The sequence below is a fragment of the Pseudomonas sp. S5D5 genome, assembly GCF_003013355.1.
Classification (GTDB): Bacteria; Pseudomonadota; Gammaproteobacteria; order Pseudomonadales; family Pseudomonadaceae; genus Aquipseudomonas; species Aquipseudomonas aylmerensis.
Window position 1 is genome coordinate 1,456,229 of the sequence record NZ_PTEO01000001.1, and the last position, 26,358, is coordinate 1,482,586.

Below are 26,358 nucleotides of genomic sequence, written 5' to 3' on the forward strand. Positions count from 1 at the left end.
GTGCTATCGCCCTATCAGGCGCCTACCGCCACCAGGCTCAACAGCTGTCCGTCATCCAGCGCAAACTGCCCCGTCAATTCCTTGCCATGGCACCACTCTTCGGACAAATCCGTCAGCAGCCGCAGCCGCAGGTGACCGGCCTCTGACCACTCCACCACCTCGGCATGCTCGAAATAGAAGCGCTTCTGCACGATCGGATAAAGCGCCTTGAACAGACTCTCCTTGGCCGAAAACGTCAGCGTCACCAGCAAGGCGACCTGTTCGCGAGGGAGGGCGGCCATGCGCTGCAGTTCATCGGCGGTCAGGATTTCCCCGGCCAGGCGTTCCGCGCGCTCCAGGCTCAGGATGTTTTCCAGATCCATGCCCAGCCCGCGCCATTGCGCCTTGTGCCCGACAATCGCGGCGGCATGCCCGGTGCTGTGGGTGATCGAGCCACTGATATGCGCCGGCCACACCGGTGCGCGGTCGTCGCCAATCGCCGGCACACAATCCAGGTGATCCAGCCTTTGCAGGGCGGCGCGTGCACACAGTCGACCGGCAAGAAACTCGGCCTGGCGCTTGGCCACCGAGCGCTGGATGCTCGGCGGTGGCGGCACGGCGCTGCGCTGGAAATCCCCGTCCGCCAGCAAGGCCGGGTCAAACCGGGTGCTGAGAAATACCGTGCCCGGCAAGGGGGCGGGCAGCGGCCAGTGGGCATCGAGTGGGGTGCAGCAAGCGGGTAGGGGATTCATGGGCGGTATTTTGCCGAGTTGCTGCGCCGCCGGATAGCCCGCAACGGTTCAGGCGAGGTTCAGAGCCTGTTCAGGGGGAGTTCAGGGGCGTTTGCGTAGGCTGGTCTCAACACACCACAGCCCTGCGCGTATGAGGTAACACCATGACTGCGATCAAAAAGCTGATGTTGGCGTTGACCATGCTGAGTGCCACTGCCGGGGTCCAGGCCTCCGATGGCGCCTTTGCAGGATTCGGTCGTGAGAAAACCAAGAAAACCAGCACGCTGATCCAGCGTGTGAGTTTCGAAGAGGCGGGCAGCCAGCCCACGCCCTGGGGCCAGTCCCTGGGCCTTGCGGCCCCGCAGCAGGGCTATCGCGCCGGTTATCAACACCTGACCGGCCAGTACAATGGCATTAAAATGCGCCAGCAAGACTTGCAGGGCCGCTATGATATCCCCCTGTCGGACAGTTGATTTGCTTTGGAGAGCCTTATGAAATTGCTGGTGGTGGAAGATGAGGCGCTGCTGCGTCATCACCTGTTTACCCGCCTGACCGACAGTGGGCATGTGGTCGAGGCCGTGGCCAACGCCGAAGAGGCCCTGTACCAGACCGGCCAATTCAATCATGACCTGGCGATCATTGACCTCGGCCTGCCCGGCATGGGCGGCCTGGACCTGATCCGCCAATTGCGCGCCCAGGCCAAGACCTTCCCGATTCTGATCCTCACCGCGCGCGGCAACTGGCAGGACAAGGTCGAAGGCCTGGCGGCGGGCGCCGACGACTACGTGGTCAAGCCGTTCCAGTTCGAAGAGTTGGAGGCGCGGATGAATGCCTTGTTGCGCCGCTCCAGCGGCTTTACCCAATCGACCATCGTCGCCGGGCCGTTGCTGCTGGACCTCAATCGCAAGCAGGCGTCCCTTGACGAACAGCCGCTGGCACTGACCGCCTACGAATACCGGATCCTCGAATACCTGATGCGCCATCACCAGCAAGTGGTGGCCAAGGACCGTTTGATGGAGCAGCTCTACCCCGATGACGACGAGCGCGATCCAAACGTGATCGAAGTGCTGGTCGGCCGCCTGCGCCGCAAACTCGAAGGCCCGGCGGGGTTCAAGCCGATCGACACCGTGCGCGGCCTGGGCTACCTGTTCAATGAGCGCTGCCGTTGATTCGCTCGCTACGCGTGCGCTTGATGCTGGCAGCCGCCACCCTGGCCGTGCTGTTCATGCTGGGTTTGTTGCCGGCCATGCAGGGGGCGTTCAGCCTGGCGTTGCAGGATTCCATCGAGCAGCGCCTGGCGTCGGATGTCACTACCCTGATTTCGGCGGCACGCGTCGAAAACAACCGGCTGCTGATGCCGGCGCAGTTGCCCGACGAACGTTTCAACCTGACTGACAGCCGCCTGTTGGGCTACATCTACGACCGTGAGGGCCACCTGGTGTGGCGCTCGCGGGCGACCAAAGAAGAAAACATCAACTACAAGCCGCGCTATGACGGACGCGGCAATGAATTTGCGCGGATTCGCGAAGCCAACGGCCAGGAATTCTTCGTCTATGACGTCGAGGTCAAGCTGCTCGGCGGCAAGAGCGCGGCGTTCAGTATCGTCGCCCTGCAACCGGTGCGCGAATACCAGTTGACCCTCGAAGGCCTGCGCGAAAACCTGTACCTGGGCTTCGGCGCAGCGTTGCTGGTGCTGCTGACGTTGCTATGGCTGGGCCTGACCTGGGGCCTGCAAGCCTTGCGGCGCCTGAGCCAGGAACTCGACCAGATCGAAGGCGGCACCCGCGAAAGCCTCAGCGAAGAACATCCCCGCGAACTGCTGCGCCTGACCGGCTCGCTCAACCGTTTGCTGCACAGCGAGCGCGAGCAGCGGGCACGCTATCGCGACTCCCTCGACGACCTGGCCCACAGCCTGAAAACCCCGCTGGCAGTATTGCAGGGCGTAAGCGAGGACATGGCCCAGCGTCCGGAAGACCGCGACCAGGCCTGGGTCCTGCAATCGCAGATCGAGCGCATGAGCCAGCAGATCAGCTACCAGTTGCAGCGCGCGAGCCTGCGCAAAAGCGGCCTGGTACGCCACCAGGTGCGCCTGGAACCGGTGCTGCAAAGCCTGTGCGACACGCTGGACAAGGTCTATCGCGACAAACGCGTGACCGTGTCTTTTGATCTGCCGGAAGAGTGCGACGTACCGATCGAGAAAGGCGCCTTGCTCGAATTGCTCGGTAACCTGCTGGAAAACGCCTACCGGCTGTGCCTGAGCGAAGTGCGCATCAGCCTGGTGGAAAGCCTGGAAGGCACCGAGCTGTGCATTGAAGACGACGGGCCCGGGGTGCCACCGGATCAGCGTGCACGGATCCTGCAGCGGGGCGAGCGGCTGGACCGCCAGCATCCGGGGCAGGGCATTGGCCTGGCGGTGGTCAAGGACATCATTGAAAGCTACAGCGCGCGCCTGACCCTGGGTGATTCACCATTGGGTGGGGCGGCGTTCAAGATTCACTTTCCAGCGGTGTGAGCTTTATCGGCGGTGATGGCTTCATCGCCGGCAACACACCTCTAACTTTCCTGCGCCCGGTACGCCCCCGGCGTCAGCCCCGTCCACTTCTTGAACGCCCGATGAAACGCCGATGGTTCGGAAAATCCCAACTGCTCGGCGATCTCCTGCAATGACAGATCCGCCCGCCCCAGATGATAGATGGCGATGTCCCGCCGCAGCTCATCCTTGAGAGCCTGGAAGCTGGTGCCTTCCTCTCGCAGATGCCGGCGCAGGGTTTGCGGGCTGATGTGCAGGTGCTGGGCGACGGCTTCGAGGTCCGGCCAAGGCGTGCGGTCGCGGCTCAGCAGGCGCCGCAGTTGGCTACTCAGGCTGTCGCCCTCATCGGGGCGCGACAGCAAATCCGCCGGCGAGCGTTCCAGGAAGTGCTTGAGCGTACGCTCGTCCTGCAGCAGCGGCAGGCTCAGGTAGCGGCTGGGAAATACCAGGCTGCTGCTCGAGGCGCCGAACACCAGGGTGCACGGAAACAGCAGGTCGTATTCAGTGGCATGGGCCGGCATCGGGTAGCTGAACGTGGCCTGGTGCAGCCGAATCCGTTGGCCGATCAGCCAACTGCCCAGGCGATGCCAGATCACCAGCAGGCATTCGCTGAGGAAATGGTCCGGGTCCCACAGTTGCGAGTCGTCGAGGCTCAAGCGGGCCATGTCGCCTTCGCGGGTCAGCTGCCAGCGCGGACCTTGTGGGAATAGGCTATAAAATAATAAGCCGCGTTCCAGCGCTTTCTCCAGGGTGCGGCAGTGGATCAGCGCGTGGCACATCATGGCGAAAGTGCCGCGTTTGCTTGGGCCGTCGGCAAAGCCCAGGTATTCGTCGTCCAGCGCCAGCCAGAGCATTTGCAGCAGTCGGGTAAATTGCTCCGGTGCAATACGGGCGCGAGGTTCGCTCAGTAATTGCGGGGTAATACCGACCTGCAACAACAGGCCCGAATAATCGTAGCCGGCTCGGCGTGCACCGCCGAGGGCCGCCCGGGCGTAATGACTGGCGATGGTACGTTCACGCATGCGAAGGCCTCGTCCATGGAGTGGCCGATGGTAGCCACCCCCTGGGAGAGGGACAAGGCGGATATCCGCCAAATTGTAGGACGGGATTGGGCGAGTGGGCGGAAATCCGCCACCTGTTTGCCTGCGTTAGAAGGGGCCGGAAATCCCCCAGCCCTGATGTCTAAAGGCCTGTAGGATTTTTACCAAAGCTGGCACGCCGTTTGCGATACATACAACAGCGCAGGCCTGGTCCTACAAGCCTCGCAAACAACAAATCCCTCCAGTGCAGGAGGGTTCGCAATTCAAGTGTCGTGGGCAATGGCGGATATTTGCCACACGGGACGATTGAGGAACTTTGCAATGACGACTCGTCAGCCAATCTACAAATCCCTGTATTTCCAGGTGATCGTTGCAATCGTTATCGGTATTTTGCTCGGTCACTTCTACCCACAGACCGGCGTGGCCCTCAAGCCACTGGGTGACGGCTTTATCAAGCTGATCAAAATGGTCATCGCCCCGATCATCTTCTGCACCGTTGTCAGCGGTATCGCTGGCATGCAAAGCATGAAATCGGTCGGCAAAACCGGCGGCTACGCGCTGCTGTACTTCGAAATCGTTTCCACCATCGCTCTGCTGATCGGCCTGATCGTCGTCAACGTTGTGCAACCGGGCGCCGGCATGCACATCGACGTGGCGACCCTGGACGCCTCCAAAGTCGCGGCCTACGTGACTGCTGGTGCAGACCAGAGCGTGGTTGGCTTTATCCTCAATGTGATCCCGAACACCATCGTCGGTGCGTTCGCCAACGGCGACATCCTGCAAGTGCTGATGTTCTCGGTGATCTTCGGTTTCGCCCTGCATCGCCTGGGTGCCTACGGCAAGCCGGTCCTGGACTTCATCGATCGCTTCGCGCACGTGATGTTCAACATCATCAACATGATCATGAAGCTCGCCCCAATCGGTGCCCTCGGCGCCATGGCGTTCACCATCGGTGCCTACGGTGTCGGTTCGCTGGTGCAACTGGGCCAGCTGATGATCTGCTTCTACATCACCTGCATCCTGTTCGTGGTCGTGGTGCTGGGCGCCATCTGCCGCGCGCACGGTTTCAGCGTGCTGAAGCTGGTTCGCTACATCCGTGAAGAACTGCTGATCGTGCTGGGTACTTCCTCCTCCGAATCCGCACTGCCACGCATGCTGATCAAGATGGAGCGCCTGGGCGCGAAGAAGTCCGTTGTAGGCCTGGTGATCCCGACTGGCTACTCGTTCAACCTCGACGGTACTTCGATCTACCTGACCATGGCTGCCGTGTTCATCGCCCAGGCGACTGACACCCACATGGACATCACCCACCAGATCACCCTGCTGCTGGTGCTGCTGCTGTCCTCCAAAGGCGCTGCAGGCGTGACCGGTAGCGGCTTCATCGTACTGGCTGCAACCCTGTCGGCCGTCGGCCACCTGCCGGTTGCCGGCCTGGCGCTGATCCTGGGTATCGACCGCTTCATGTCCGAAGCCCGCGCGCTGACCAACCTGGTCGGTAACGCCGTTGCCACCATCGTCGTGGCCAAGTGGGTCAAGGAACTGGACACCGACAAGCTGCACAGCGAGTTGGCTTCCGGCGGTACTGGCATCTCCGACACCCGTGTGGAAGATGACCTGGGCGTCGCCGAAGGTCCTGCTCCTGCTTCGGTGAAGTAAGCGCTTTCTGGTGTGAATTGACACCGACGCTTCGCACAAACGCCCCGACTTGTTCGGGGCGTTTGCGTTTCGGGTGGATCACTTTTTCATTTTTTTGATTTACATTAAGTAAGCACTTCATCAGATTGCATTGAAGCCCGTCTTTATGGGACTGCCGTTCACTCGGGTCGGTCTACGCTGATGAAACTCGCGCAGGGTTGCCCGTTCTAAAATCCATTGGCCAGCCGCTTGGCTGCGCTGCACGCTTGCAGGAGTGTTGATGGACAGTGTGGATCTGAATGTCTTGCGCAGCGTGCTCGAATGGCGTCGCGCCGGTCAGCCGGTGGTGTTGTACAGCGTGGTCCAGACCTGGGGCAGTGCACCACGGCCGCCGGGCGCCATGTTGGCGCTGCGTGGCGATGGCGTGGTGATCGGCTCGGTGTCCGGCGGTTGCATCGAGGATGACCTGATTGCGCGCTTGCAGGACGGCCGCCTGGCCGGTGACGGGCCGCCGGTGCAGTTGGTCACCTACGGCGTCACCCGCGATGAAGCGGCGCGCTTCGGCCTGCCTTGCGGCGGCACGCTGCGCCTGACCGAGGAGCGTGTGCAGGATTGGGACTGGGTCGCGCAATTGCTGGCGCGCTGCGAAGCGCATGAAATTGTCGCCCGCGAGTTGGACCTGGCCACAGGCGCCGTGACCCTGAGCAGCGCGAGCAAGACCGACATCGTCAGCTTTGATGGCGAGCGCCTGCGGGCCATCTACGGCCCGCGCTGGCGCCTGCTGTTGATCGGTGCCGGGCAGCTGTCACGCTACGTGGCGGAAATGGCGCGCTTGCTGGATTTCGAAGTCCTTATCTGCGACCCACGCGACGAATTTGTCTACGGCTGGGAAGAGCAGCATGGGCGCTTTGTGCCGGGCATGCCGGATGAAGCTGTGTTGAATATCCAGACCGATGAGCGCACCGCTATCGTCTGTCTGACCCACGACCCGCGCCTGGACGACATGGCCCTGCTGACGGCGTTGAATTCCAGCGCGTTCTACATCGGCGCGCTGGGGTCACGGGTCAACAGCCAGAAGCGCCGGGAAAACCTCGCGGCGCTGGGCTTGTCTGCCGAGGCAATCGCGCGTTTGCACGGGCCGATTGGTTTGCATATCGGCAGCCATACGCCTTCGGAGATCGCGTTGTCGCTGATGGCGGAAATTGTCGCGATCAAGAATGGCGTAGCGCCAATGCAGAAAAAGCCGCTGCCGGTGGTGGCGGAGTGACAATTGCCGCGATTGTTTTGGCGGCCGGCCAGGGCCGTCGTTTTCGTGCCGAGGCCGGCGCGCATCAAGACAAGTTGCTCGCCGATTGCGTCGGCCTGGATGGCGTGACGCGGCCGGTGATCGAACAGGTGCTTTTGGCGCTGCCGCCGCGGGTGGTAAAACGCTGGGTGGTGACTTCGCCGGAGCGCCTTGAGGTGATTCGCTTGGCGCAAGCTTACGGATGCGAAGTGTTGCTGCTGGATTCAGCTGGGATGGGCGACAGCATTGCGGCGGCCGTCGCGGCCAGTGGCACCGCTGAAGGTTGGCTGGTGGTGCTGGGGGATATGCCGTTTGTGCAGTCGTCGAGCATCGAGCGGGTGATCGCTGCGCTGGAGGAGGGCGGTATCAGCGTGCCGGTGCAGGATGGGCAGTATGGGCATCCCGTGGCGTTTGACCGGGCGCTGGGGCCGGGCCTGATGGCGCTGACCGGTGACCGAGGGGCCAGGCCGCTGTTTGCACAGGCGACCGTCAGCGAGGTGTCGGTAGATGATCCGGGCGTACTCTGGGACGTCGACCTGCCGCAGAGTTTGAATTTCTCCCCCATCCAGCTGTAGGAGCCGGCCAGCCAGCGCCTGCAGGCGAATGTATCCCAGGGATAAAGCTTGGTTTCTTGCGTCAATAAAAAGCCCCGCCTGATCACTCAGGCGGGGCTTTTTAGTGGCGGTTGGAATCAGACGAGAGGTTTAGGCTCGTGCTCTTCTTCCAGGGCCTTTGGGTGGTGCTCTGCCACTTCTTCGACGGCGCGCGGGGCTTCGTCGACGATCGGGGCAGTGTGTTCAACCACGGCTTCAGCGGCCGGGGCCGGTGCTTCGGCGGCAGCAGCTGCTGCAGCGGCGGCTGCCTCGGCTTCTTTGCGACGACGGCGCACTTCACGTGGATCGTTCGGCGCACGACCATTTTCGGTCAGGGCGCTGGCAGGTGCTGCTTCAACCACCGGAGCGGCGACTTCGGCAACCACTGGCGCTTCAACCACTGGCTGAGGCTCGACCACTGGCGCAGGCTCGGCAACCACGGCTTCGACCACTGGCACTGGCGTTTGCTCTACCACAGGGGCAGGTGCTGGCGCTTCAACCGGGGCGGCTGGCTCAGGGGCCGTCCACTGGAAGGCGGTCTGTTCTTCGCGAACTTCACGCACTGCCGGGGCAGCTTCTTCGACAACCGGGGCTTCAGCTGGTGCTTCAACGGCGGCTTCAACCACAGGCTGAGGCTCAACCACCGGTGCTGGCTCGACAGCGGTCACTTCGGCTTCCGGCTGTGCTTCGCGAACTTCGCGAACTTCGCGAACCACTGGGGCCACTTCCACTTCCGGAACCACTGGAGCTTCGATCGGGGTGGTGGCTTCTACGACCGGTGCTTCAACAGCTGGCGCTTCTTCCACTGGGGTGTGCGCGACAGGTGCTTCAACCACAACGGTTTCTTCGACAGCGGCGGTAGCACGTTCAGCTTGCTCGTGCGCCTGGGCTTCAGCGGGGGCGCTGATGACCGAGCTGGCCACGGCAGCGGTAACGGCCAGACCTGCAGCCAGTTCGGCGCCGGTCGGTTCGCTGGTCGCGGCTTCTGCGTTTTCGCCGGCTTCTTCCGAGCCTTCGATCACATTGCCGTTGGCATCACGCTGACGCTCACGACGGTTGCTGCGACGACGCTGGCCACGGGAGCGGCGGCGTGGACGATCGCCTTCGGCGTTGTCCTGACCGTCGTCCTGCAGTTGCTCTTCGCCGGTCAGCACTTCTTCTTCGCTGGCAGCAGCGGCTTGCTCGGCACGTGGCTGGCGCTCTTCACGCGGTGGGCGCGGCTGGCGCTCTTCGCGAGGGGCGCGCTCTTCGCGTGGCTGGCGAGCTGGACGCTCTTCAGCAGCGACAGCGCCGGCAGCAGCGGCAACGGCAGGTGCAGCGTCCAGCGGCTCGCGCAGTTCACGCACGCGTTCTTCACGCTCGCCACGTGGCTTGCGATCTTCACGCGGTGCACGTGGAGTGCGCGGTGCGCGCTCTTCACGCGGTGCACGTTCTTCACGGGCTACGGCTGGCGTGTCTTCACGGGCTTCGCGTGGCGCGCGCTCTTCGCGGGGTGCGCGTTCTTCACGTGGAGCACGTTCTTCGCGAGGCTTGCGCTCTTCGTCACGGCGACCGTTGCGGTTACGGCTTTGCTGGCGACCGTTGCGACGCTCTTCGTTACGGGCTGGACGCTCAGCGGCAGGTTTTTCAACCACCACCGGCGCAGCCGGCTCTTCCTTGGTGGCGAACAGGCTGACCAGCGACTTCACCAGGCCCTTGAACAGGCTTGGCTCAGGCAGGGCGGCCGGCGCGGCAACCGGGGCGGCAACTTCAGTCGGTACCGGTGCGTTGGCACGCGCCGGCGCCGTCTTCACGGCCGCTTCCTGGCGAACCAGGGTGCGGGTCGCAGCGGCTGGCTGGACTTCTTCCACTTCGGCAGCGGCAGCGGCGATTTCGTAGCTGGACTGGCCGCTGTGGGCTTCCGGGCTGTCGTCGCGCAGGCGCTGCACTTCGAAGTGCGGGGTCTCGAGGTGATCGTTCGGCAGGATCACGATACGGGCACGGGTGCGCAGTTCGATCTTGGTGATCGAGTTGCGTTTTTCGTTGAGCAGGAAGGCTGCAACCGGGATCGGCACTTGCGCGCGGACTTCGGCGGTGCGGTCTTTCAGGGCTTCTTCTTCGATCAGGCGCAGGATCGCCAGCGACAGCGATTCAACGTCACGGATGATGCCGGTGCCGTTGCAGCGTGGGCAGACGATGCCGCTGCTCTCGCCCAGGGATGGACGCAGGCGCTGACGGGACATTTCCAGCAGGCCGAAGCGCGAAATGCGGCCAACTTGCACGCGGGCACGGTCGGCTTCCAGGCATTCGCGGACTTTCTCTTCCACGGCGCGCTGGTTCTTGGCGGGGGTCATGTCGATGAAGTCGATCACGATCAGGCCGCCGATGTCACGCAGGCGCAGCTGGCGGGCGATTTCTTCAGCCGCTTCCAGGTTGGTCTGCAGGGCGGTTTCTTCGATGTCGCTACCCTTCGTGGCGCGCGCCGAGTTGATGTCGATGGACACCAGGGCTTCGGTCGGGTCGATCACGATGGAGCCGCCGGAAGGCAGTTCGACGACGCGCTGGAAAGCGGTCTCGATCTGGCTTTCGATCTGGAAACGGTTGAACAGCGGCACGCTGTCTTCGTAGAGCTTGATCTTGCTGGCGTACTGCGGCATTACCTGGCGAATGAAGGTCAGGGCTTCGTCCTGGGCTTCAACGCTGTCGATCAGCACTTCGCCGATGTCCTGGCGCAGGTAATCGCGGATAGCGCGGATGATCACGTTGCTTTCCTGGTAGATCAGGAACGGCGCGGAACGATCCAGGGACGCTTCCTTGATGGCGGTCCACAGCTGCAGCAGGTAGTCGAGGTCCCACTGCATTTCTTCGCTGCTGCGGCCCAGGCCGGCAGTGCGAACGATCAGGCCCATGTCGGCCGGTGCGATCAAACCGTTCAGCGCTTCACGCAGTTCGTTGCGCTCTTCGCCTTCGATGCGGCGGGAAATGCCGCCGGCACGCGGGTTGTTCGGCATCAGTACCAGGTAACGACCGGCCAGGCTGATGAAGGTGGTCAGGGCGGCGCCCTTGTTGCCACGTTCTTCTTTTTCGACCTGGACGATGACTTCCTGGCCTTCGCTCAGGACGTCCTTGATGTTCACGCGGCCTTCAGGGGCTTTCTTGAAGTATTCGCGGGAGATTTCTTTGAGGGGCAGGAAGCCGTGGCGCTCGGAGCCGAAATCGACAAAGGCAGCCTCAAGGCTTGGTTCGATGCGAGTAATACGGCCTTTATAGATGTTGGCCTTCTTTTGCTCGCGTGCACCGGATTCGATGTCCAGGTCGTAGAGGCGTTGGCCATCTACCAGTGCAACACGCAACTCTTCGGGTTGAGTTGCGTTAATCAGCATTCTTTTCATGTTGTACCGTCGGTTTCCGGGCTGCCGGAAACGGCGTTCGGCACACACGACTTCTCACGGTCGGTGTCAGGTGCGTCAAGAGTGGTTGGCCACTCCAGTGTCCAGCAAAACCTGCCAATTGGGCCGGTATCGCGACGGACGCGTCCTGCTTGTTAGCGGTGGTGACAAAGGCACCACTTCAACAAAAGCTAAGGTCAGGAGGAGGAATCAACCGGCGACTGTGGACGAGATGAAGCGTCTAAATATAAGCCTAGTGCTACACGGTCCGACGGTTGTGCATCTCCACCCTACACGTATCCCTGATAATTCGGGTGCTGCCGCGCGCAGAATCCGCAGCGGGTTGGCATTTACCGTGTTCTCCAATGGGGAGTCCACGCTCATGGCTAAACAAGACTAGGTGTGGGCGACTGCGCTCTCACTCAGCTCTTAACAGGCGTTGTTTCCGAAACATTCGCCATGGTCTGGCCCAAGACTGACTGCACTTTGTGAACTGGCCGTAAATATCGGCGCAGAATGCGAGTATTCACTCTGCTTTCTGCACTCGCTTCAGGCCTCATGTCACCTGCGCTTGTTACAATCTCGAGCCTTCCAGGGTGGCGAAAGCCCCGTAGGACGGCCTCGCGTCCTGATGAATTGCGATGGTCAGGGCCGGCAGTTTGCCGCAAGTCCTCTGTCCAGGCCGCTTTTGGCGGCGTTCGCGACTATAGCAGCAATGATTAAGTGCTTCAATTCCATAAAAAATTGTTATCATCGCCGCCATGACGACTACCGCCCCCCAGACCCCCAGCGTCCAGCTGCTCGAGGTCTCGCCGGAATATGCCGGCCAACGCATCGACAATTTTCTCCTGGCCAGGCTCAAAGGCGTGCCCAAGACCTTGATTTACCGCATCTTGCGTAAAGGCGAAGTGCGCGTGAACAAGGGCCGCATCAAGCCCGAGTACAAGTTGCAGGCGGGCGATATCGTCCGTGTGCCACCGGTGCGCGTGCCAGAACGCGACGAGCCTGTACCGTTGGCCCAGGGCCTGTTGCAGCGCCTTGAAGCCTCCATTGTCTTCGAAGATAACAAGCTGATCGTGATCAACAAGCCCTGCGGCATTGCGGTTCACGGCGGCAGCGGCCTGAATTTCGGCGTGATCGAAGCCTTTCGTCAGTTGCGCCCGGATGCCAAGGAGCTGGAACTGGTCCACCGTCTGGACCGTGACACCTCCGGCCTGCTGATGATTGCCAAAAAGCGCAGCATGTTGCGCCACCTGCACACCGCCCTGCGTGGCGATGGCGTGGACAAGCGCTACATGGCGCTGGTGCGCGGCAACTGGGCCAGTTCGATCAAGAGCGTTCGTGCGCCGTTGCAGAAGAGCAACCTGCGTTCCGGCGAGCGCATGGTCGAAGTGGACGAGGAGGGCAAAGAAGCCCTGACCCTGTTCAAAGTGCTGCGCCGTTTCGGCGATTTCGCCACCCTGGTCGAGGCCAAGCCGGTCACCGGGCGTACCCATCAGATTCGCGTCCACACGCTGCACGCAGGCCACTGCATTGCCGGTGACACCAAGTACGGCGATGAGGATTTCTCCAAGGAGATCCGCGACCTGGGCGGCAAGCGCCTGTTCCTGCACGCCTACATGCTCACTGTGCCGCTGCCCGACGGCGGCGAGCTGAAGCTGCAGGCGCCGGTCGATGAGATGTGGGCCAAGACCGTGGAGCGTTTGAGTGTCGCACCTTGATTACAAACTGCTGATTTTCGATTGGGACGGCACTCTGTGTAATTCCATTGGCCGGATTGTCGAGTCGATGCACGCCGCTTCGACCCGTTCCGGCTACGCACTGTGCAGCGACCTGGCGGTCAAGGGCATCATCGGCCTGGGCTTGCCGGAGGCGATTCGCACCCTGTACCCGCAGATCAGCGACGCTGAGCTAGTTGCGTTCCGCGACCATTACGCCGATCACTACATTGCGATGGAGGCCACGCCTTCGCCGTTGTTCGAGGGCGTGATGCAGTCGTTGGAAGCGTTTCGCGCCGAGGGGTATCACCTCGCTGTTGCCACCGGCAAGGCCCGTCGCGGGCTGGATCGGGTGCTCAAGGCGCATGGTTTTGAAGACTTCTTCGATATCACCCGCGCCGCGGATGAAACTGCCAGCAAACCTCACCCTCTGATGCTTGAGCAGATCCTGGCGCATTGTGGTGTAGCGCCGCGCCAGGCACTGATGGTGGGCGATGCTTCTTTCGACCTGATGATGGCGCGCAATGCCGGCATGGACAGCGTGGCGGTCAGCTACGGTGCCCAGGCAGCGGAAGCCTTGCAGCAATACGAGCCCAGGCTGACGATTGATCATTTTTCTGAACTGCAGGCCTGGCTCAGCCAGGCCCGATAAGTCTTTGCTGGGGTTAATGGCATGAGTGACGAGTGGAAAGCGCCCGAAAAGGCCGATAGCAGTGATGACAAGAGCTGGAAGCTGCTGGAGAAAACCCTCCTGGCCAGTGTCCAGGAGCAGCGCCGGGCACGGCGTTGGGGGATTTTCTTCAAGTTGCTGACCTTTGTCTGGCTTATTGCCATGCTCGCGTTGTTCAGTCCGTTGATGGACATGGAAAAAAGCGCAACCCGCGGCGCCAACTACACTGCCCTGATTGAAGTGCGCGGGGTGATTGCCGACAAGGAGTCGGCCAGCGCCGACAATATTGTCAGCAGTCTGCGTGCCGCGTTCGAAGATCCCAAGGTCAAGGGTGTGATCCTGCGCATCAACAGTCCTGGCGGCAGCCCGGTGCAATCGGGTTATGTGTATGACGAGATTCGTCGTCTGCGCGGCCTGCACCCGGATATCAAACTGTACGCGGTGATTTCCGACCTGGGTGCCTCGGGCGCCTATTACATCGCCAGCGCTGCTGACCAGATCTATGCCGACAAGGCCAGCCTGGTCGGTTCCATCGGTGTAACGGCGGCCGGTTACGGCTTTGTCGGCACCATGGAGAAGCTCGGCGTGGAGCGTCGCACCTACACCTCGGGTGAGCACAAGGCCTTCCTCGATCCGTTCCAGCCGCAAAAGGCCGATGAAACCCAGTTCTGGCAGGGCGTGCTCGACACCACCCACCGTCAATTCATCGCCAGCGTGAAGCAGGGGCGCGGTGATCGCCTCAAGGACAAAGACCATCCGGAGCTGTTCTCCGGGCTGGTGTGGTCGGGCGAGCAGGCGTTGCCGCTGGGCTTGATCGATGGCCTGGGCAGTGCCAGCTCGGTGGCGCGCGATGTGATTGGCGAGAAAGAGCTGGTGGATTTCACGGTTGAGGAATCGCCGTTTGATCGCTTCTCCAAGCGGCTGGGTGCCAGCGTGGCCGAGAAGCTGGCGTTCTACATGGGCTTCCAAGGCCCGAGCCTGCGCTGATCCAGCAGGCGCATCGATTCACATGTGGGAGCGGGCTTGCCCGCGATAGCGGTTGGCCAGTCGACATTTATAGTGGCAGGACCACCGCTATCGCAGGCAAGCCAGCTCCCACAGTAGTTTGGTGGTGGGCTTAGGGGATTTGCACGCCTTCGGCCAGCAGCATGTCGACCAGTCGTATCAATGGTAGGCCCACTAAGCTGGTCGAGTCCGGCCCTTCGGTGCTCTGGAGCAGGCTCACACCCAAGCCTTCAGCCTTGAAGCTCCCTGCGCAGTCATACGGCTGCTCGATCCGCAGATAGCGCTCAACACGCTCAGCGTCCAGCTCACGCATGTGCACGGTAAACGGCACACAGTCGACCTGGCAGTGCCCTGTCTCGCTGTTCAGCAGTGCCAGGCCCGTCAGAAAGCTCACACGCTTGCCGCTCGCCGCCAGCAATTGTTCGCGGGCGTTCTCGAAGGTGTGGGGCTTGCCGATGATCCGGCCGTCGAGCGCGGCCACTTGGTCGGAGCCAATGATCAAATGGCCTGGATGACGGGCGGCGAGGGCGCGGGCTTTCTCTTCGGCCAGGCGCTTGACCAGGTCGACGGCGGATTCATTTGCACGGTGGCTTTCGTCGATATCCGGCGAGCTGCAGATGAACGGCACGTGCAGGCGGCTGAGCAATTCCCGGCGATAAACCGAGCTGGATGCGAGTAATAAAGGCAGCATGGGCGTCTCCTCAAGGCAGCCGGGGATTCTAGCGGGGCGACCGGCTGACGCACAGGGCTGAATTTCCTTTGACATGGCCGGGTGCATCCCTATAATGCTGCGCCTATGTTGAATGACCCGATTCCACCTCACGTTGACCCGCGCAAATTGGCTGATCGTGGCACCTCCCTTCAAGGTGAGTTGCTGCTGGCCGATTTGGAGAGACTCTGCGACCCGCTTTCCGACACTGTCGGTACGGTGCAGGCCAAATTCGTTTTTGAACGAGATGAACGTAAATCTGTGGTAATTCACAGCTTTATCGACACCGAAGTCAAAATGGTTTGCCAGCGTTGTCTTGAGCTGGTCACCCTGCCGATCCACAGCGAGTGCAGTTATGCTGTGGTGAAGGAGGGTGCGAATACCCAGTCGTTGCCGAAAGGTTATGACGTGCTGGAACTGGGCGAAGATCCTTTGGATCTGCATGCACTGATCGAGGAGGAGCTTTTGCTCGCCTTGCCCATTGTGCCTGCTCATCATCCGGAAGAATGCCAGCAGCCGGCGGGCCTCGATGACGAGCCCGAACCGAGCGAGGACGAGGTAACGCGGTCCAACCCGTTCAGTGTATTGGCGCAGTTAAAGCGTGACCCAAACGTTTAGGAGTTAATCAATTATGGCTGTTCAGCAGAACAAAAAATCCCGCTCCGCCCGTGACATGCGCCGTTCGCACGACGCTCTCGAGGCTAGCACCCTGTCCGTAGAAAAGACCACCGGTGAAGTTCACCTGCGTCACCACGTATCGCCAGAAGGCGTATACCGTGGCCGTAAAGTGATCGACAAGGGCGCTGACGAGTAATCACTTGTCTGCCCTAGTCATCGCGATTGACGCAATGGGCGGGGACTTCGGTCCCCGCAGCATTGTTCAGGCCTGCATTGCCAGCCTGTCTGCCACACCCTCGCTGCACCTGACCCTTGTCGGTCAACCCTCCCTTCTTGAAGAACTGATTGCCAGCTATCCGGCGGTGGATCGCGCGCGCCTGACGATTACGCCAGCCAGCGAAACCATCAGCATGGATGACAAGCCGGCGGCAGCCCTGCGCGGCAAGCCCGACTCTTCGATGCGGGTGGCCCTTGAGTTGCTGCGTGATGGCAAGGTGCAAGCCTGTGTCAGTGCCGGCAATACCGGGGCGTTGATGGCGCTGTCCCGACACGTGCTCAAGACGCTGCCGGGGATTGACCGGCCGGCGATGGTGGCCGCGATTCCGACGCAGAAAGGCTATTGCCAACTGCTGGACCTGGGGGCAAATGTCGATTGCAGTGCCGAGCACCTGTTCCAGTTCGCAGTGATGGGCTCGGTGGCTGCCGAAGCATTGGGCGTGGCGCGTCCGCGCGTGGCCTTGCTGAATATCGGTACCGAAGACATCAAGGGCAACCAGCAGGTCAAGCTGGCCGCCACCTTGCTGCAGGGTGCGCGGGGTTTGAACTACGTAGGCTTCGTCGAAGGTGATGGCCTGTACCGTGGCGAAGCGGATGTGGTGGTGTGCGACGGGTTTGTCGGCAATATCCTGCTCAAATCCAGCGAAGGCCTGGCGACCATGATTGCTGCGCGTATCGAGGCCTTGTTCAAGCAGAATCTGGCGTCGCGCCTGGTCGGTGCCCTGGCACTGCCACTGATGCGGCGCCTGCAGGCTGACCTGGCGCCGGCGCGGCATAACGGTGCGAGTTTTCTCGGCCTGCAGGGCATTGTGGTGAAGAGCCATGGTTCTGCTGGTGTGGAAGGCTTTCAGAGCGCGATTGCACGGGCCTTGATCGAGATCCAGGAAAACCTGCCGCAACGCTTGCACGGCCGTCTCGAGGACCTGTTGCCTTAGGCGAATCGGCCCGGGAATGCTTAAATGTGACCGGCCAGTTCAATTGACCATCCAATCTGTCAGTTTCGTGCGCTCCCATCGTAGGGGCGTCGATTTCCGACGACCAGATCATTAGGGGCTTGTTACATGTCTACATCCCTCGCATTCGTCTTTCCAGGGCAGGGTTCGCAGTCCCTCGGCATGCTGGCCGAGCTGGGCGCGCAATATCCGCAGGTCCTGGATACCTTCAAGGAAGCTTCCGATGCCCTGGGTTACGACCTGTGGGCACTGACCCAACAGGGGCCGGAAGAGCAACTCAATCAAACCGACAAGACCCAGCCGGCCATCCTGACCGCTTCGATCGCCCTGTGGCGCTTGTGGCTGGCACAAGGTGGCGCGCGTCCGGCATTCGTTGCCGGTCACAGCCTGGGTGAGTACAGCGCCCTGGTGGCGGCGGGCAGCCTGACCCTGGGTGAGGCGGTCAAGCTGGTTGAGCGTCGTGGCCAGTTGATGCAAGAAGCCGTTCCGGCCGGGCAGGGCGGCATGGCCGCTATCCTGGGTCTGGACGATGCCGTGGTGATCGAAGCCTGCGCCGAAGCGGCCCAGGGCGAAGTGGTCAGCGCGGTGAACTTCAACTCCCCTGGCCAGGTGGTGATCGCCGGTGCCAAGGCGGCTGTCGAACGCGCCATTGAAGGCTGCAAGGCACGCGGTGCCAAACGCGCCCTGCCGTTGCCGGTCAGCGTGCCGTCGCACTGTGAGCTGATGCGCCCGGCGGCCGAGCGTTTTGCCGAGTCCATCGCTGCCATCAACTGGCAGGCGCCGCAGATTCCGCTGGTGCAGAACGTCAGCGCAGCCGTGGCTGCAGACCTCGACACCCTCAAGCGCGACCTGCTGGAGCAGCTCTACAAGCCCGTGCGTTGGGTAGAATCGGTGCAGACCCTGGCTGCCAATGGCGCCACTGAACTGGTCGAGTGCGGCCCGGGCAAAGTCCTGGCCGGCCTGAACAAGCGCTGCGCCGACGGCGTGTCGACTGCCAACCTCAATACCCCGGATGCCTTCGCTGCCGCGCTTGCGGCACAGGCCTGAAACCTGATCCCCGAACTTAGGAGAAGCCTGCATGAGTCTGCAAGGTAAAGTTGCACTGGTTACCGGCGCAAGCCGTGGCATTGGCCAGGCGATCGCCCTGGAACTGGGCCGTCAGGGCGCCGTTGTGATCGGCACCGCCACTTCCGCCTCGGGTGCCGAGCGTATCGCCGCGACCTTGAAGGAAAACGGCGTACAGGGCACCGGCCTTGAGCTGAACGTGACCAGCGATGAATCCGTGGCTGCCGTACTGGCCGAGATCACCGCACAGTTCGGCGCGCCGGCGATTCTGGTGAACAATGCCGGTATTACCCGCGATAACCTGATGATGCGCATGAAAGACGACGAGTGGTACGACGTGGTCGATACCAACTTGAACAGTCTGTTTCGCCTGTCCAAGGGTGTTTTGCGCGGCATGACCAAGGCGCGTTGGGGCCGAATTATCAATATTGGCTCCGTAGTGGGTGCCATGGGCAACGCAGGCCAAGTAAACTACGCGTCCGCCAAGGCCGGTCTGGAAGGTTTCAGCCGTGCATTGGCACGTGAAGTCGGTTCGCGGTCGATTACGGTCAACTCGGTGGCCCCAGGGTTCATCGACACCGATATGACCCGCGAGCTGCCGGAAGCACAGCGTGAAGGCTTGCTGACGCAGATTCCGCTGGGCCGTCTGGGCCAGGCTCAAGAGATCGCGAATGTGGTCGCTTTCCTGGCATCCGACGGTGCGGCATACGTGACTGGGGCTACAATCCCGGTGAACGGCGGGATGTACATGAGTTAAATTGTGACGGATCGCTTCAAAAAAATGTCATACGAGCTGTCTAAAATCCGTTATAAAGCTGCAACTTAATTTATAGGCAGGTGGCCGACCGGGTACAGGGTGAAGCTTTCAGTTGAAAAGCTGAAAAGGCTTTCTATACACTTACCCACTGGCCAGCTGCCTGAATTTGTCCATTAGGAGTTAAACAAGGTATGAGCACCATCGAAGAGCGCGTCAAGAAAATCGTCGCCGAGCAACTGGGCGTTAAAGAAGAAGAAGTGGTCAACACTGCTTCCTTCGTAGAAGACCTGGGTGCCGATTCCCTTGACACCGTTGAGCTGGTGATGGCTCTGGAAGAGGAATTCGAGACCGAAATCCCGGACGAAGAAGCTGAAAAAATCACTACTGTTCAAGCTGCTATCGACTACGTTACTAGCCACCAGGCGTAATAGTTTGTAGTCGTCGCTTGCTGTTAGGGAAAAACCGCACTGCTGTAACGGCGTGCGGTTTTTTCTTTAGCCCTGATGAAAAGTGAGCGCCGAAGCAAAGTGTCGTCATCAAGAAAAAGGAGAGTGCTGTGTCGCGTAGACGCGTCGTAGTCACCGGTATGGGTATGTTGTCGCCACTGGGCACGGATGTGCCGAGCAGTTGGCAGGGCATTCTGGCTGGCCACAGTGGTATTGGTCTGATCGAACACACGGACCTTTCTGCCTATTCCACCCGTTTTGGCGGCTCGGTAAAGGGCTTCAATGTCGAGGACTATCTCTCGGTCAAGGAGTCCCGCAAACTCGACCTGTTCATTCAATACGGCCTGGCAGCCGGTTTTCAGGCAGTGCGTAACGCCGGCCTGGAAGTCACCGACGCCAACCGTGACCGCATCGGCGTGGCCATGGGTTCGGGTATTGGCGGTTTGACCAATATCGAAGAAACCAGCCGCACGCTGCATGATTCCGGCCCCCGTCGAATTTCACCGTTCTTCGTCCCGGGCTCGATCATCAATATGATTTCCGGTTTCCTGTCCATCCACCTGGGCGCACAGGGACCTAACTACGCGATCGCCACGGCGTGCACCACCGGTACGCATTGCATCGGCATGGCCGCGCGCAACATCGCCTACGACGAAGCTGACGTGATGATCGCCGGCGGCGCCGAAATGGCCGCCTGTGGCCTCGGTATGGGCGGCTTCGGTGCTTCCCGTGCGCTGTCGACCCGCAACGATGAGCCGACCCGTGCCAGCCGTCCCTGGGACAAGGGCCGCGACGGCTTCGTGCTGTCCGACGGTGCCGGTGCGCTGGTACTCGAAGAGTTGGAGCACGCCAAGGCGCGTGGCGCGACCATCTACGCCGAGCTGATCGGGTTTGGCATGAGTGGCGACGCCTACCACATGACCTCGCCACCGTCCGACGGTGCCGGCGCTGCGCGTTGCATCACCAATGCGCTGCGCGATGCCAAGGTCAATCCGCAGCAGGTGCAGTACATCAACGCCCACGGCACCTCGACCCCGACGGGCGATTTGGCGGAAGCCGAAGCCATCAAGTCGGTGTTCGGCGAGCACGCCTACCAGCTGGCAGTCAGCTCCACCAAGTCCATGACCGGCCACTTGCTGGGCGCGGCGGGCGCGGTCGAGGCGATCTTCAGCGTGATGGCCATCAAGGATCAGGTCGCTCCGCCGACCATCAACCTGGATGAGCCGGACGAAGGCTGCGACCTGAACTTCGTGCCGCACGAAGCGCAGCCGATGCCGATCGACGTGGTGATCTCCAACTCCTTTGGCTTTGGCGGCACCAACGGTTCCCTGGTGTTCCGCCGGTTCGCCGAGTGATGCACAGCTGGGTCGACGGTCAGCCAGCGGACAGCGTGCCCCTGAAAGATCGCGGCCTGGCGTATGGCGATGGTCTGTTCGAGACCCTCGCCGTCAGGGCCGGGCAACCCGTGTTGCTCGACCGCCACTTGCAGCGCCTCGAAGAGGGCTGCAAGCGCCTCGCTTTAGCGGCGGATCACGCGTTGATCCGCAGCGAAGTGCTGGCTTATGCCGCCGCCCTCGGCGACGGTGTCCTCAAGTTGATCCTCACCCGCGGCGACAGCCTGCGCGGTTATGGTCTCAACCCTGGTGCACCGGTGCGCCGTCTCCTGCAGGGCAATGCGCCTGCTCATTATCCCCACGCCCATGGAACCGACGGTATCCGCCTGTTTCCGTGTGCCACCCGCTTGTCCGAGCAGCCCTTGCTGGCCGGTCTCAAGCACCTCAACCGCCTGGAGCAAGTGATTGCCCGTGCCGAGTGGCAAGATGCCGAACATGCCGAAGGCTTGATGCTGGATATGTCCGGGCGGGTCATCGAAGGCGTTTTCAGCAACCTGTTCCTGGTGCGTAATGGCTTGTTACTAACCGCCGATCTGAATCGTTGCGGGGTTGCCGGGGTCATGCGCGCCGAGATCCTGGCCCAGGCACAAGCCCTGGGCGTCCCGGTAGCCGTGGCTGACGTGAGTCTCGAGCAGTTGCAACAGGCTGACGAAGTCTTTGTGTGCAACAGCGTGTATGGCATTTGGCCGGTGCGTGGCTGCGCTGCGATGAGCTGGCCGGTTGGGCCGCTCACCCGTAAACTGCAGGGCATTGTTCGCGCGCTATTGGATGCTTGAGTTGATACGAAAACTGGTTGTACTGCTGCTGATCGGTCTGTTCTCGGCGGCTTTGCTGTTGGGGTTTTCCGCCTGGAAACTCGATTCCACCCTGAAGCAGCCCTTGAACCTGACCCAGGAGCAATTGCTTGATGTGCCGGCCGGGGCGACGCCCACCGGTACGTTCAATCGCCTGGAAGCCGACGGCGTGCTCGACGGCGCCTTCTGGTTGCGCCTGTACTGGCGCTTTAACCTTGATGGTCAGCCCTTGCACAGTGGCGAATACCGCATGACCCCGGGCATGACCGCACAGGGCCTGATCGGCCTGTGGCAGCGTGGCGAAGTCGTGCAGTACAGCCTGACCCTGGTCGAAGGCTGGAATTTCCGTCAGGTACGCCTCGCCCTGGCCAAGCATGAAAAGATCGTGCAGACCCTCGCGGGCCTGACTGACAGTGAAGTGATGGAGAAGCTCGGTCACCCTGGCGTGTTCCCTGAGGGGCGGTTCTTCCCGGACACCTACCGCTTCGTGCGCGGCATGACCGATGTCGAATTCCTGAAAAAAGCCTACAACCGCCTCGACGACGTACTCGCCCAGGAGTGGAGCAAACGCGCCGCCGATGCGCCGTACACTGACCCTTATCAAGCGCTGATCATGGCCTCCCTGGTGGAGAAAGAGACCGGCGTGCCCGAGGAGCGCGGCCAGATTGCCGGCGTGTTCGTGCGGCGGATGAAGATCGGCATGCTGCTGCAGACCGACCCCACCGTGATCTACGGCCTGGGCGAGCGCTACAACGGCAAGTTGACCCGTGCGCACCTCAAGGAAGCCAACCCCTACAACACCTACATGGTGGCTGGCCTGCCGCCGACACCGATCGCCATGGTCGGTCGCGAAGCGATCCATGCGGCGCTGAACCCGGTGCCGGGCAGCAGCCTGTATTTCGTCGCCCGGGGTGATGGCAGTCATATTTTCTCCGACAACCTGGATGCGCATAATGCCGCCGTGCGCGAGTTCCAGCTCAAGCGCCGGGCCGATTACCGCTCCAGCCCCGCGCCGGTCGTGAACCCTGCGCAAGACGCAGCACCATCGGCCGAAGCCCCGGCTGAAAAGCCGGCTGAGCCTGCGCCGGACACCGCCGCACCGCAAAGCCCGCAATGACTCTGACTAAGGACTGCCCGTGACTGGCTTGTTTATTACCCTGGAAGGCCCCGAAGGCGCCGGCAAAAGCACCAACCGCGATTACCTGGCCGAGCGTTTGCGCGCCGAGGGCATCGAGGTAGTGTTGACCCGCGAGCCCGGTGGCACACCGCTGGCAGAGCGCATCCGTGAAGTGTTGCTGGCCCCGGGCGAGGAACAGATGAATGCGGATACCGAGTTGCTGCTGGTGTTTGCCGCGCGCGCGCAGCACCTGTCCGAAGTGATCCGCCCGGCCCTGGCGCGCGGTGCCGTGGTGATTTGCGACCGCTTCACCGACTCCACTTATGCCTACCAGGGCGGTGGTCGCGGCTTGTCCCTGGAGCGCATCGCCACCCTGGAAACCTTCGTTCAAGGCGACTTGCGCCCTGACCTGACGCTGGTCTTCGACCTGCCGGTGGAAGTCGGCCTGGCCCGCGCCAGTGCGCGCGGTCGCCTGGACCGCTTTGAGCTCGAAGGGCAGGCCTTCTTCGACGCCGTGCGCACGGCGTTCCTCAAGCGCGCCAAGGCTGAGCCTGCGCGTTACTACCTGCTGGATGCTGCGCAGCCGCTGGCCCAGGTGCAGCAAGCCATCGATGCCCTGTTGCCGAACCTGCTGGAGCGCGCCCGTGGCTGAAGCCTATCCGTGGCAGGACAGCCTCTGGCAACAACTGGCCGGGCGTGCCCAGCACGCCCACGCCTACCTGCTGCACGGGCCGGCGGGGATCGGTAAGCGTGATTTGGCCGAGCGACTCATGGCCAGCCTGCTGTGCCAGCGTCCGGTCAACCTGCAGGCTTGCGGTGAGTGCAAGTCCTGCCTGTTGCTCAAGGCCGGCAGCCACCCGGATAACTACCTGCTCGAACCCGAGGAAGCCGACAAGGCGATCAAGGTCGACCAGGTGCGTGACCTCGTCAGCTTCGTGGTGCAAACCGCGCAGATGGGCGGGCGCAAGGTGGTGCTGATCGAGCCGGTGGAGGCGATGAACATCAACGCCGCCAACGCCTTGCTCAAGAGCCTCGAAGAGCCGTCCGGCGACACTGTGTTGCTGCTGGTCAGTCACCAGTCCAGCCGCTTGTTGCCGACCATCCGCAGCCGTTGCGTGCAGCAGGCGTGCCCGTTGCCGAGCGAGGCCATGAGCCTGCAGTGGCTGGCCAAGGCGCTGCCGGAGTGCTCCGAGGAGGAGCGGGTCGAATTGCTCACCCTGGCGGCGGGCTCACCGCTGGCGGCTGTGAAGCTGCAGGCCCAGGGCGTGCGTGAGCAACGCGCGCTGGTGGTCGACGGTGTGAAGAAGCTGCTCAAGCAAGAGCTGTCTGCCACGCAGTTGGCCGAAAGCGCCTGGAAGGACATCCCCCTGCTTTTGCTGTTCGACTGGTTCTGCGATTGGTCGAGCCTGATCCTGCGCTACCAGCTGACCCAGGATGAAAGCGGCCTGGGCCTGCCGGACATGCGCAAGGTGGTGCAGTACCTCGCGCAGAAAAGTGCGCAAGACAAGGTGCTGAACATCCAGGATTGGATCCTCGCCCAGCGCCAGAAAGTGCTCGGCAAGGCCAACCTCAACCGTGTCCTGCTGCTCGAAGCGCTGCTGGTGCAGTGGGTCGGCTTGCTGGGCCGGCGTTAATTTCGGTGGCCGACGGGTGTATCGTTGGCCAGACACTTCCCGCGACTCAAGTTGTAGATTCCTATGCTCGTAGACTCCCATTGCCACCTCGATCGCCTCGACCTTGCCCAGCACGGTGGCTCCCTTGATGCTGCGCTTGAAGCGGCTCGCCAGCGTGGGGTAGGGCACTTCCTGTGCATCGGCGTCAGCGCCGAGAATGCCGCCGACGTCAAGGCCCTGGCCGAGCGCTACGCCGATGTGGACTGTTCGGTGGGTATCCACCCGCTGGACCTCAAGCCCGGCGAAGCCCCGGCCCTCGACTGGCTGCTGGGCGAACTCAACCACCCGCGTGTGGTAGCGATTGGCGAAACCGGCCTGGACTACCACTACGAGCCCGAAGCCGCCGACCTGCAGCAGGCCTCCTTTCGCCTGCACCTGCAAGCTGCCCAGCAGACCGGCAAACCGGTAATCGTCCACACGCGTGGCGCGCGTGCCGACACCCTGGCGTTGCTGCGCGAGGCCGCGTTGCCCCAGGCCGGCGTGCTGCATTGCTTTACCGAAGATTGGGACATGGCCAAGGCGGCCCTGGACCTGGGCTTCTACATTTCCCTGTCGGGCATCGTCACTTTCCGCAATGCCGACGCCCTGCGCGACGTGGCACGCCAGGTGCCGGCCGACCGCCTGCTGGTGGAAACCGATTCGCCATACCTGGCGCCCATTCCTCATCGCGGCAAACCGAACCTGCCGGAATACGTACGGGATGTCGCGGATTACCTGGCCATGCTGCGGGGTGAGTCTTACGAGCGCTTTGCACAGCAGACCACCGACAACTTCAAGCGCCTGTTCCCGTTGGCCCACGTCGCCGGCTGACAGGCTCAAATCGCAGGCAAAAAAAACCCGGGTTCTGGGGGGTGAATCCGGGTTAAGACCATTAGGAGTAAAACAAGGGCACACAGTCCGTCGGTACCCAGGTCGACGCGTCACTTGGGGGAGATGTCACGCCGACAGTTCAAGTATTGATCAGTATCCCATTCAGTCCAGTCGCATCTGATCGTTTTTTAAACAGATTTGGAATACGCGCGCTTCGCTTGAGTTCTCATTGGCTGGGTGCACGTGGATAGTTGTTGCGTATTATTTCTGACTGAAATCAAAGGAAACGTTGGCGCGCCGAAACTAAAGTGTGCGGCGGGTTCACATAGACGTTGCCCAACGACCGTTCAGTCGGGATAATCCCTCGCACTGGGTAAATCGTATCGCCGCGTATCCGTGGCCCTGCGCAACCCTCCCTATTCCGACCTCTGCAGACCTCTTCCTCATGCACAAAGAACCCCGTAAGGTCCGAGAGTTTCGCCGCCGTGAGCAGGAAATTCTCGACACCGCACTCAAGTTGTTCCTCGAACAGGGTGAAGACAGCGTCACCGTCGAGATGATCGCGGATGCCGTCGGTATCGGCAAAGGCACGATCTACAAGCACTTCAAGTCCAAGGCCGAGATCTACCTGCGCCTGATGCTCGACTACGAGCGTGATTTGAACGAGCTGCTGCATTCGGCCGATGTCGACAAGGACAAGGAGGCGCTGTCCCGCGCCTACTTCGAGTTCCGCATGCGTGACCCGCAGCGCTACCGCCTGTTTGATCGCCTGGAAGAGAAAGTGGTCAAGGGCCATCAGGTGCCGGAGATGGTCGAGGAACTGCACAAGATCCGCGCCTCGAACTTCGAACGCCTGACCCTGCTGATCAAGGGCCGCATCAGCGAAGGCAAGCTGGAAGACGTACCGCCGTATTTCCACTACTGCGCGGCCTGGGCCCTGGTGCACGGCGCCGTGGCGCTGTATCACTCGCCGTTCTGGAGTAATGTACTGGAAGATCAGGAAGGCTTCTTCCAGTTCCTGATGGACATTGGCGTGCGCATGGGCAACAAACGCAAGCACAGCGCCGAGCTGCCACAGGCGCCTGCCGAAACGCCTGCCACCTGATAGTTGCTGTCGGGCGCAGTACCCCAGGAATATACTCAGGCAAGGACCTTGCTAAAAGCTGATTTATAGGTCAGCTTTTAGCGCGCC

The 26,358-nt window shown here is 61.7% G+C and carries 26 protein-coding genes; 22 read left to right on the forward strand and 4 right to left on the reverse strand.

Annotation, left to right across the window (positions count from 1 at the left end; translation table 11 throughout):
- Positions 1-14: 14 nt before the first annotated feature.
- On the reverse strand, positions 15-731 hold the full coding sequence (locus tag C9990_RS06945) for a 4'-phosphopantetheinyl transferase (RefSeq protein ID WP_106802854.1): 717 nt from the start codon (positions 729-731) through the stop codon (positions 15-17).
- Positions 732-874: 143 nt separating this feature from the next.
- On the opposite strand from C9990_RS06945, the gene C9990_RS06950 reads away from it, so the two are divergent.
- From C9990_RS06950 to C9990_RS06960, 3 genes are read left to right on the forward strand one after another with little or no spacing between them, the layout of a single operon-like run.
- A complete protein-coding gene (locus tag C9990_RS06950) occupies positions 875-1,183 on the forward strand; it encodes a hypothetical protein (protein ID WP_106802855.1) in 309 nt (102 codons plus the stop codon).
- Between the two features lie 18 nt (positions 1,184-1,201).
- Positions 1,202-1,879, forward strand: a complete 678-nt coding sequence (locus C9990_RS06955; protein ID WP_065909260.1) for a response regulator — start codon at positions 1,202-1,204, stop codon at positions 1,877-1,879.
- On the forward strand, positions 1,876-3,222 hold the full coding sequence (locus C9990_RS06960; RefSeq protein WP_065909262.1) for an ATP-binding protein: 1,347 nt from the start codon (positions 1,876-1,878) through the stop codon (positions 3,220-3,222). The genes C9990_RS06955 and C9990_RS06960 overlap by 4 nt, the downstream gene beginning before the upstream one ends.
- A gap of 41 nt (positions 3,223-3,263) precedes the next feature.
- Here the strand turns inward: C9990_RS06960 and C9990_RS06965 are convergent, their stop codons facing one another.
- Complete coding sequence (locus C9990_RS06965; protein WP_065909264.1) at positions 3,264-4,262, reverse strand: AraC family transcriptional regulator; 999 nt, start codon at positions 4,260-4,262, stop codon at positions 3,264-3,266.
- A 339-nt stretch (positions 4,263-4,601) separates the two neighbouring features.
- On the opposite strand from C9990_RS06965, the gene C9990_RS06970 reads away from it, so the two are divergent.
- From C9990_RS06970 to C9990_RS06980, 3 genes are all read left to right on the forward strand, one after another.
- Entirely contained in the window at positions 4,602-5,936 is a 1,335-nt protein-coding gene (locus C9990_RS06970; protein ID WP_065909268.1) for a dicarboxylate/amino acid:cation symporter, read from the forward strand.
- A gap of 259 nt (positions 5,937-6,195) precedes the next feature.
- Positions 6,196-7,182 (forward strand): XdhC family protein, encoded by a 987-nt coding sequence (locus C9990_RS06975; protein ID WP_065909273.1) that lies wholly within the window; start codon positions 6,196-6,198, stop codon positions 7,180-7,182.
- Positions 7,179-7,775, forward strand: a complete 597-nt coding sequence (locus C9990_RS06980; protein WP_106802856.1) for an NTP transferase domain-containing protein — start codon at positions 7,179-7,181, stop codon at positions 7,773-7,775. The genes C9990_RS06975 and C9990_RS06980 overlap by 4 nt, the downstream gene beginning before the upstream one ends.
- Positions 7,776-7,891: 116 nt before the next feature.
- On the opposite strand, the gene rne is transcribed toward C9990_RS06980, so the two are convergent.
- A complete protein-coding gene (gene rne, locus C9990_RS06985) occupies positions 7,892-11,155 on the reverse strand; it encodes a ribonuclease E (RefSeq protein WP_106802857.1) in 3,264 nt (1,087 codons plus the stop codon).
- A gap of 767 nt (positions 11,156-11,922) precedes the next feature.
- On the opposite strand from rne, the gene rluC reads away from it, so the two are divergent.
- From rluC to C9990_RS07005, 3 genes are read left to right on the forward strand one after another with little or no spacing between them, the layout of a single operon-like run.
- Positions 11,923-12,882: a 23S rRNA pseudouridine(955/2504/2580) synthase RluC gene (rluC, locus tag C9990_RS06995; protein WP_028617584.1), complete on the forward strand. Its 960-nt coding sequence runs from the start codon at positions 11,923-11,925 to the stop codon at positions 12,880-12,882.
- Positions 12,869-13,531, forward strand: a complete 663-nt coding sequence (locus tag C9990_RS07000; RefSeq protein WP_106802858.1) for an HAD-IA family hydrolase — start codon at positions 12,869-12,871, stop codon at positions 13,529-13,531. The genes rluC and C9990_RS07000 overlap by 14 nt, the downstream gene beginning before the upstream one ends.
- A gap of 21 nt (positions 13,532-13,552) precedes the next feature.
- Positions 13,553-14,536: a S49 family peptidase gene (locus C9990_RS07005; protein WP_065909277.1), complete on the forward strand. Its 984-nt coding sequence runs from the start codon at positions 13,553-13,555 to the stop codon at positions 14,534-14,536.
- Positions 14,537-14,666: 130 nt separating this feature from the next.
- Here C9990_RS07005 and C9990_RS07010 read toward each other — a convergent pair whose 3' ends face one another.
- Entirely contained in the window at positions 14,667-15,245 is a 579-nt protein-coding gene (locus tag C9990_RS07010; protein WP_106802859.1) for a nucleoside triphosphate pyrophosphatase, read from the reverse strand.
- Between the two features lie 105 nt (positions 15,246-15,350).
- Between C9990_RS07010 and C9990_RS07015 the strand changes: the two genes are divergently transcribed.
- The 13 genes from C9990_RS07015 to C9990_RS07075 all read left to right on the forward strand — a co-directional run bounded on the left by C9990_RS07015 (position 15,351) and on the right by C9990_RS07075 (position 26,271).
- Entirely contained in the window at positions 15,351-15,881 is a 531-nt protein-coding gene (locus tag C9990_RS07015) for a YceD family protein (RefSeq protein ID WP_010566563.1), read from the forward strand.
- A 13-nt stretch (positions 15,882-15,894) separates the two neighbouring features.
- Positions 15,895-16,077: a 50S ribosomal protein L32 gene (gene rpmF / locus C9990_RS07020; RefSeq protein ID WP_003179396.1), complete on the forward strand. Its 183-nt coding sequence runs from the start codon at positions 15,895-15,897 to the stop codon at positions 16,075-16,077.
- 4 nt (positions 16,078-16,081) lie between these two features.
- A complete protein-coding gene (gene plsX, locus C9990_RS07025) occupies positions 16,082-17,092 on the forward strand; it encodes a phosphate acyltransferase PlsX (protein ID WP_106802860.1) in 1,011 nt (336 codons plus the stop codon).
- A 126-nt stretch (positions 17,093-17,218) separates the two neighbouring features.
- Entirely contained in the window at positions 17,219-18,157 is a 939-nt protein-coding gene (gene fabD, locus C9990_RS07030; protein ID WP_106802861.1) for an ACP S-malonyltransferase, read from the forward strand.
- A gap of 31 nt (positions 18,158-18,188) precedes the next feature.
- Positions 18,189-18,932, forward strand: a complete 744-nt coding sequence (fabG, locus tag C9990_RS07035) for a 3-oxoacyl-ACP reductase FabG (RefSeq protein ID WP_065909285.1) — start codon at positions 18,189-18,191, stop codon at positions 18,930-18,932.
- Between the two features lie 191 nt (positions 18,933-19,123).
- Positions 19,124-19,360 carry an acyl carrier protein gene (acpP, locus tag C9990_RS07040; RefSeq protein ID WP_003175607.1) on the forward strand — a complete coding sequence of 79 codons (237 nt, stop codon included), beginning with the start codon at positions 19,124-19,126 and terminating at the stop codon, positions 19,358-19,360.
- A 128-nt stretch (positions 19,361-19,488) separates the two neighbouring features.
- Positions 19,489-20,733 carry a beta-ketoacyl-ACP synthase II gene (gene fabF / locus C9990_RS07045; protein WP_065909287.1) on the forward strand — a complete coding sequence of 415 codons (1,245 nt, stop codon included), beginning with the start codon at positions 19,489-19,491 and terminating at the stop codon, positions 20,731-20,733.
- The gene (gene pabC, locus C9990_RS07050) at positions 20,733-21,548 is read left to right on the forward strand and encodes an aminodeoxychorismate lyase (protein ID WP_106802862.1); all 816 of its coding nucleotides are present in this window, start codon (positions 20,733-20,735) and stop codon (positions 21,546-21,548) included. The genes fabF and pabC overlap by 1 nt, the downstream gene beginning before the upstream one ends.
- Position 21,549: 1 nt before the next feature.
- Positions 21,550-22,683 carry an endolytic transglycosylase MltG gene (gene mltG / locus C9990_RS07055; protein WP_106802863.1) on the forward strand — a complete coding sequence of 378 codons (1,134 nt, stop codon included), beginning with the start codon at positions 21,550-21,552 and terminating at the stop codon, positions 22,681-22,683.
- Between the two features lie 19 nt (positions 22,684-22,702).
- Positions 22,703-23,335 carry a dTMP kinase gene (gene tmk, locus C9990_RS07060; RefSeq protein WP_065909293.1) on the forward strand — a complete coding sequence of 211 codons (633 nt, stop codon included), beginning with the start codon at positions 22,703-22,705 and terminating at the stop codon, positions 23,333-23,335.
- Positions 23,328-24,317: a DNA polymerase III subunit delta' gene (locus tag C9990_RS07065; RefSeq protein ID WP_065909296.1), complete on the forward strand. Its 990-nt coding sequence runs from the start codon at positions 23,328-23,330 to the stop codon at positions 24,315-24,317. The genes tmk and C9990_RS07065 overlap by 8 nt, the downstream gene beginning before the upstream one ends.
- A gap of 63 nt (positions 24,318-24,380) precedes the next feature.
- Complete coding sequence (locus tag C9990_RS07070; RefSeq protein ID WP_065909298.1) at positions 24,381-25,166, forward strand: TatD family hydrolase; 786 nt, start codon at positions 24,381-24,383, stop codon at positions 25,164-25,166.
- A 445-nt stretch (positions 25,167-25,611) separates the two neighbouring features.
- Positions 25,612-26,271: a TetR/AcrR family transcriptional regulator gene (locus C9990_RS07075; RefSeq protein ID WP_065909300.1), complete on the forward strand. Its 660-nt coding sequence runs from the start codon at positions 25,612-25,614 to the stop codon at positions 26,269-26,271.
- Positions 26,272-26,358 lie beyond the last annotated feature (87 nt).

Coding starts and splice junctions, on each gene's coding strand:
- C9990_RS06945 (WP_106802854.1), bottom strand. CDS start 731: ATGAATCCCCTACCCGCTTGCTGCACCCCACTCGATGCCCACTGGCCG.
- C9990_RS06950 (WP_106802855.1), top strand. CDS start 875: ATGACTGCGATCAAAAAGCTGATGTTGGCGTTGACCATGCTGAGTGCC.
- C9990_RS06955 (WP_065909260.1), top strand. CDS start 1,202: ATGAAATTGCTGGTGGTGGAAGATGAGGCGCTGCTGCGTCATCACCTG.
- C9990_RS06965 (WP_065909264.1), bottom strand. CDS start 4,262: ATGCGTGAACGTACCATCGCCAGTCATTACGCCCGGGCGGCCCTCGGC.
- C9990_RS06970 (WP_065909268.1), top strand. CDS start 4,602: ATGACGACTCGTCAGCCAATCTACAAATCCCTGTATTTCCAGGTGATC.
- C9990_RS06975 (WP_065909273.1), top strand. CDS start 6,196: ATGGACAGTGTGGATCTGAATGTCTTGCGCAGCGTGCTCGAATGGCGT.
- rne (WP_106802857.1), bottom strand. CDS start 11,155: ATGCTGATTAACGCAACTCAACCCGAAGAGTTGCGTGTTGCACTGGTA.
- rluC (WP_028617584.1), top strand. CDS start 11,923: ATGACGACTACCGCCCCCCAGACCCCCAGCGTCCAGCTGCTCGAGGTC.
- C9990_RS07005 (WP_065909277.1), top strand. CDS start 13,553: ATGAGTGACGAGTGGAAAGCGCCCGAAAAGGCCGATAGCAGTGATGAC.
- C9990_RS07010 (WP_106802859.1), bottom strand. CDS start 15,245: ATGCTGCCTTTATTACTCGCATCCAGCTCGGTTTATCGCCGGGAATTG.
- C9990_RS07015 (WP_010566563.1), top strand. CDS start 15,351: ATGTTGAATGACCCGATTCCACCTCACGTTGACCCGCGCAAATTGGCT.
- rpmF (WP_003179396.1), top strand. CDS start 15,895: ATGGCTGTTCAGCAGAACAAAAAATCCCGCTCCGCCCGTGACATGCGC.
- fabD (WP_106802861.1), top strand. CDS start 17,219: ATGTCTACATCCCTCGCATTCGTCTTTCCAGGGCAGGGTTCGCAGTCC.
- fabG (WP_065909285.1), top strand. CDS start 18,189: ATGAGTCTGCAAGGTAAAGTTGCACTGGTTACCGGCGCAAGCCGTGGC.
- acpP (WP_003175607.1), top strand. CDS start 19,124: ATGAGCACCATCGAAGAGCGCGTCAAGAAAATCGTCGCCGAGCAACTG.
- pabC (WP_106802862.1), top strand. CDS start 20,733: ATGCACAGCTGGGTCGACGGTCAGCCAGCGGACAGCGTGCCCCTGAAA.
- C9990_RS07070 (WP_065909298.1), top strand. CDS start 24,381: ATGCTCGTAGACTCCCATTGCCACCTCGATCGCCTCGACCTTGCCCAG.
- C9990_RS07075 (WP_065909300.1), top strand. CDS start 25,612: ATGCACAAAGAACCCCGTAAGGTCCGAGAGTTTCGCCGCCGTGAGCAG.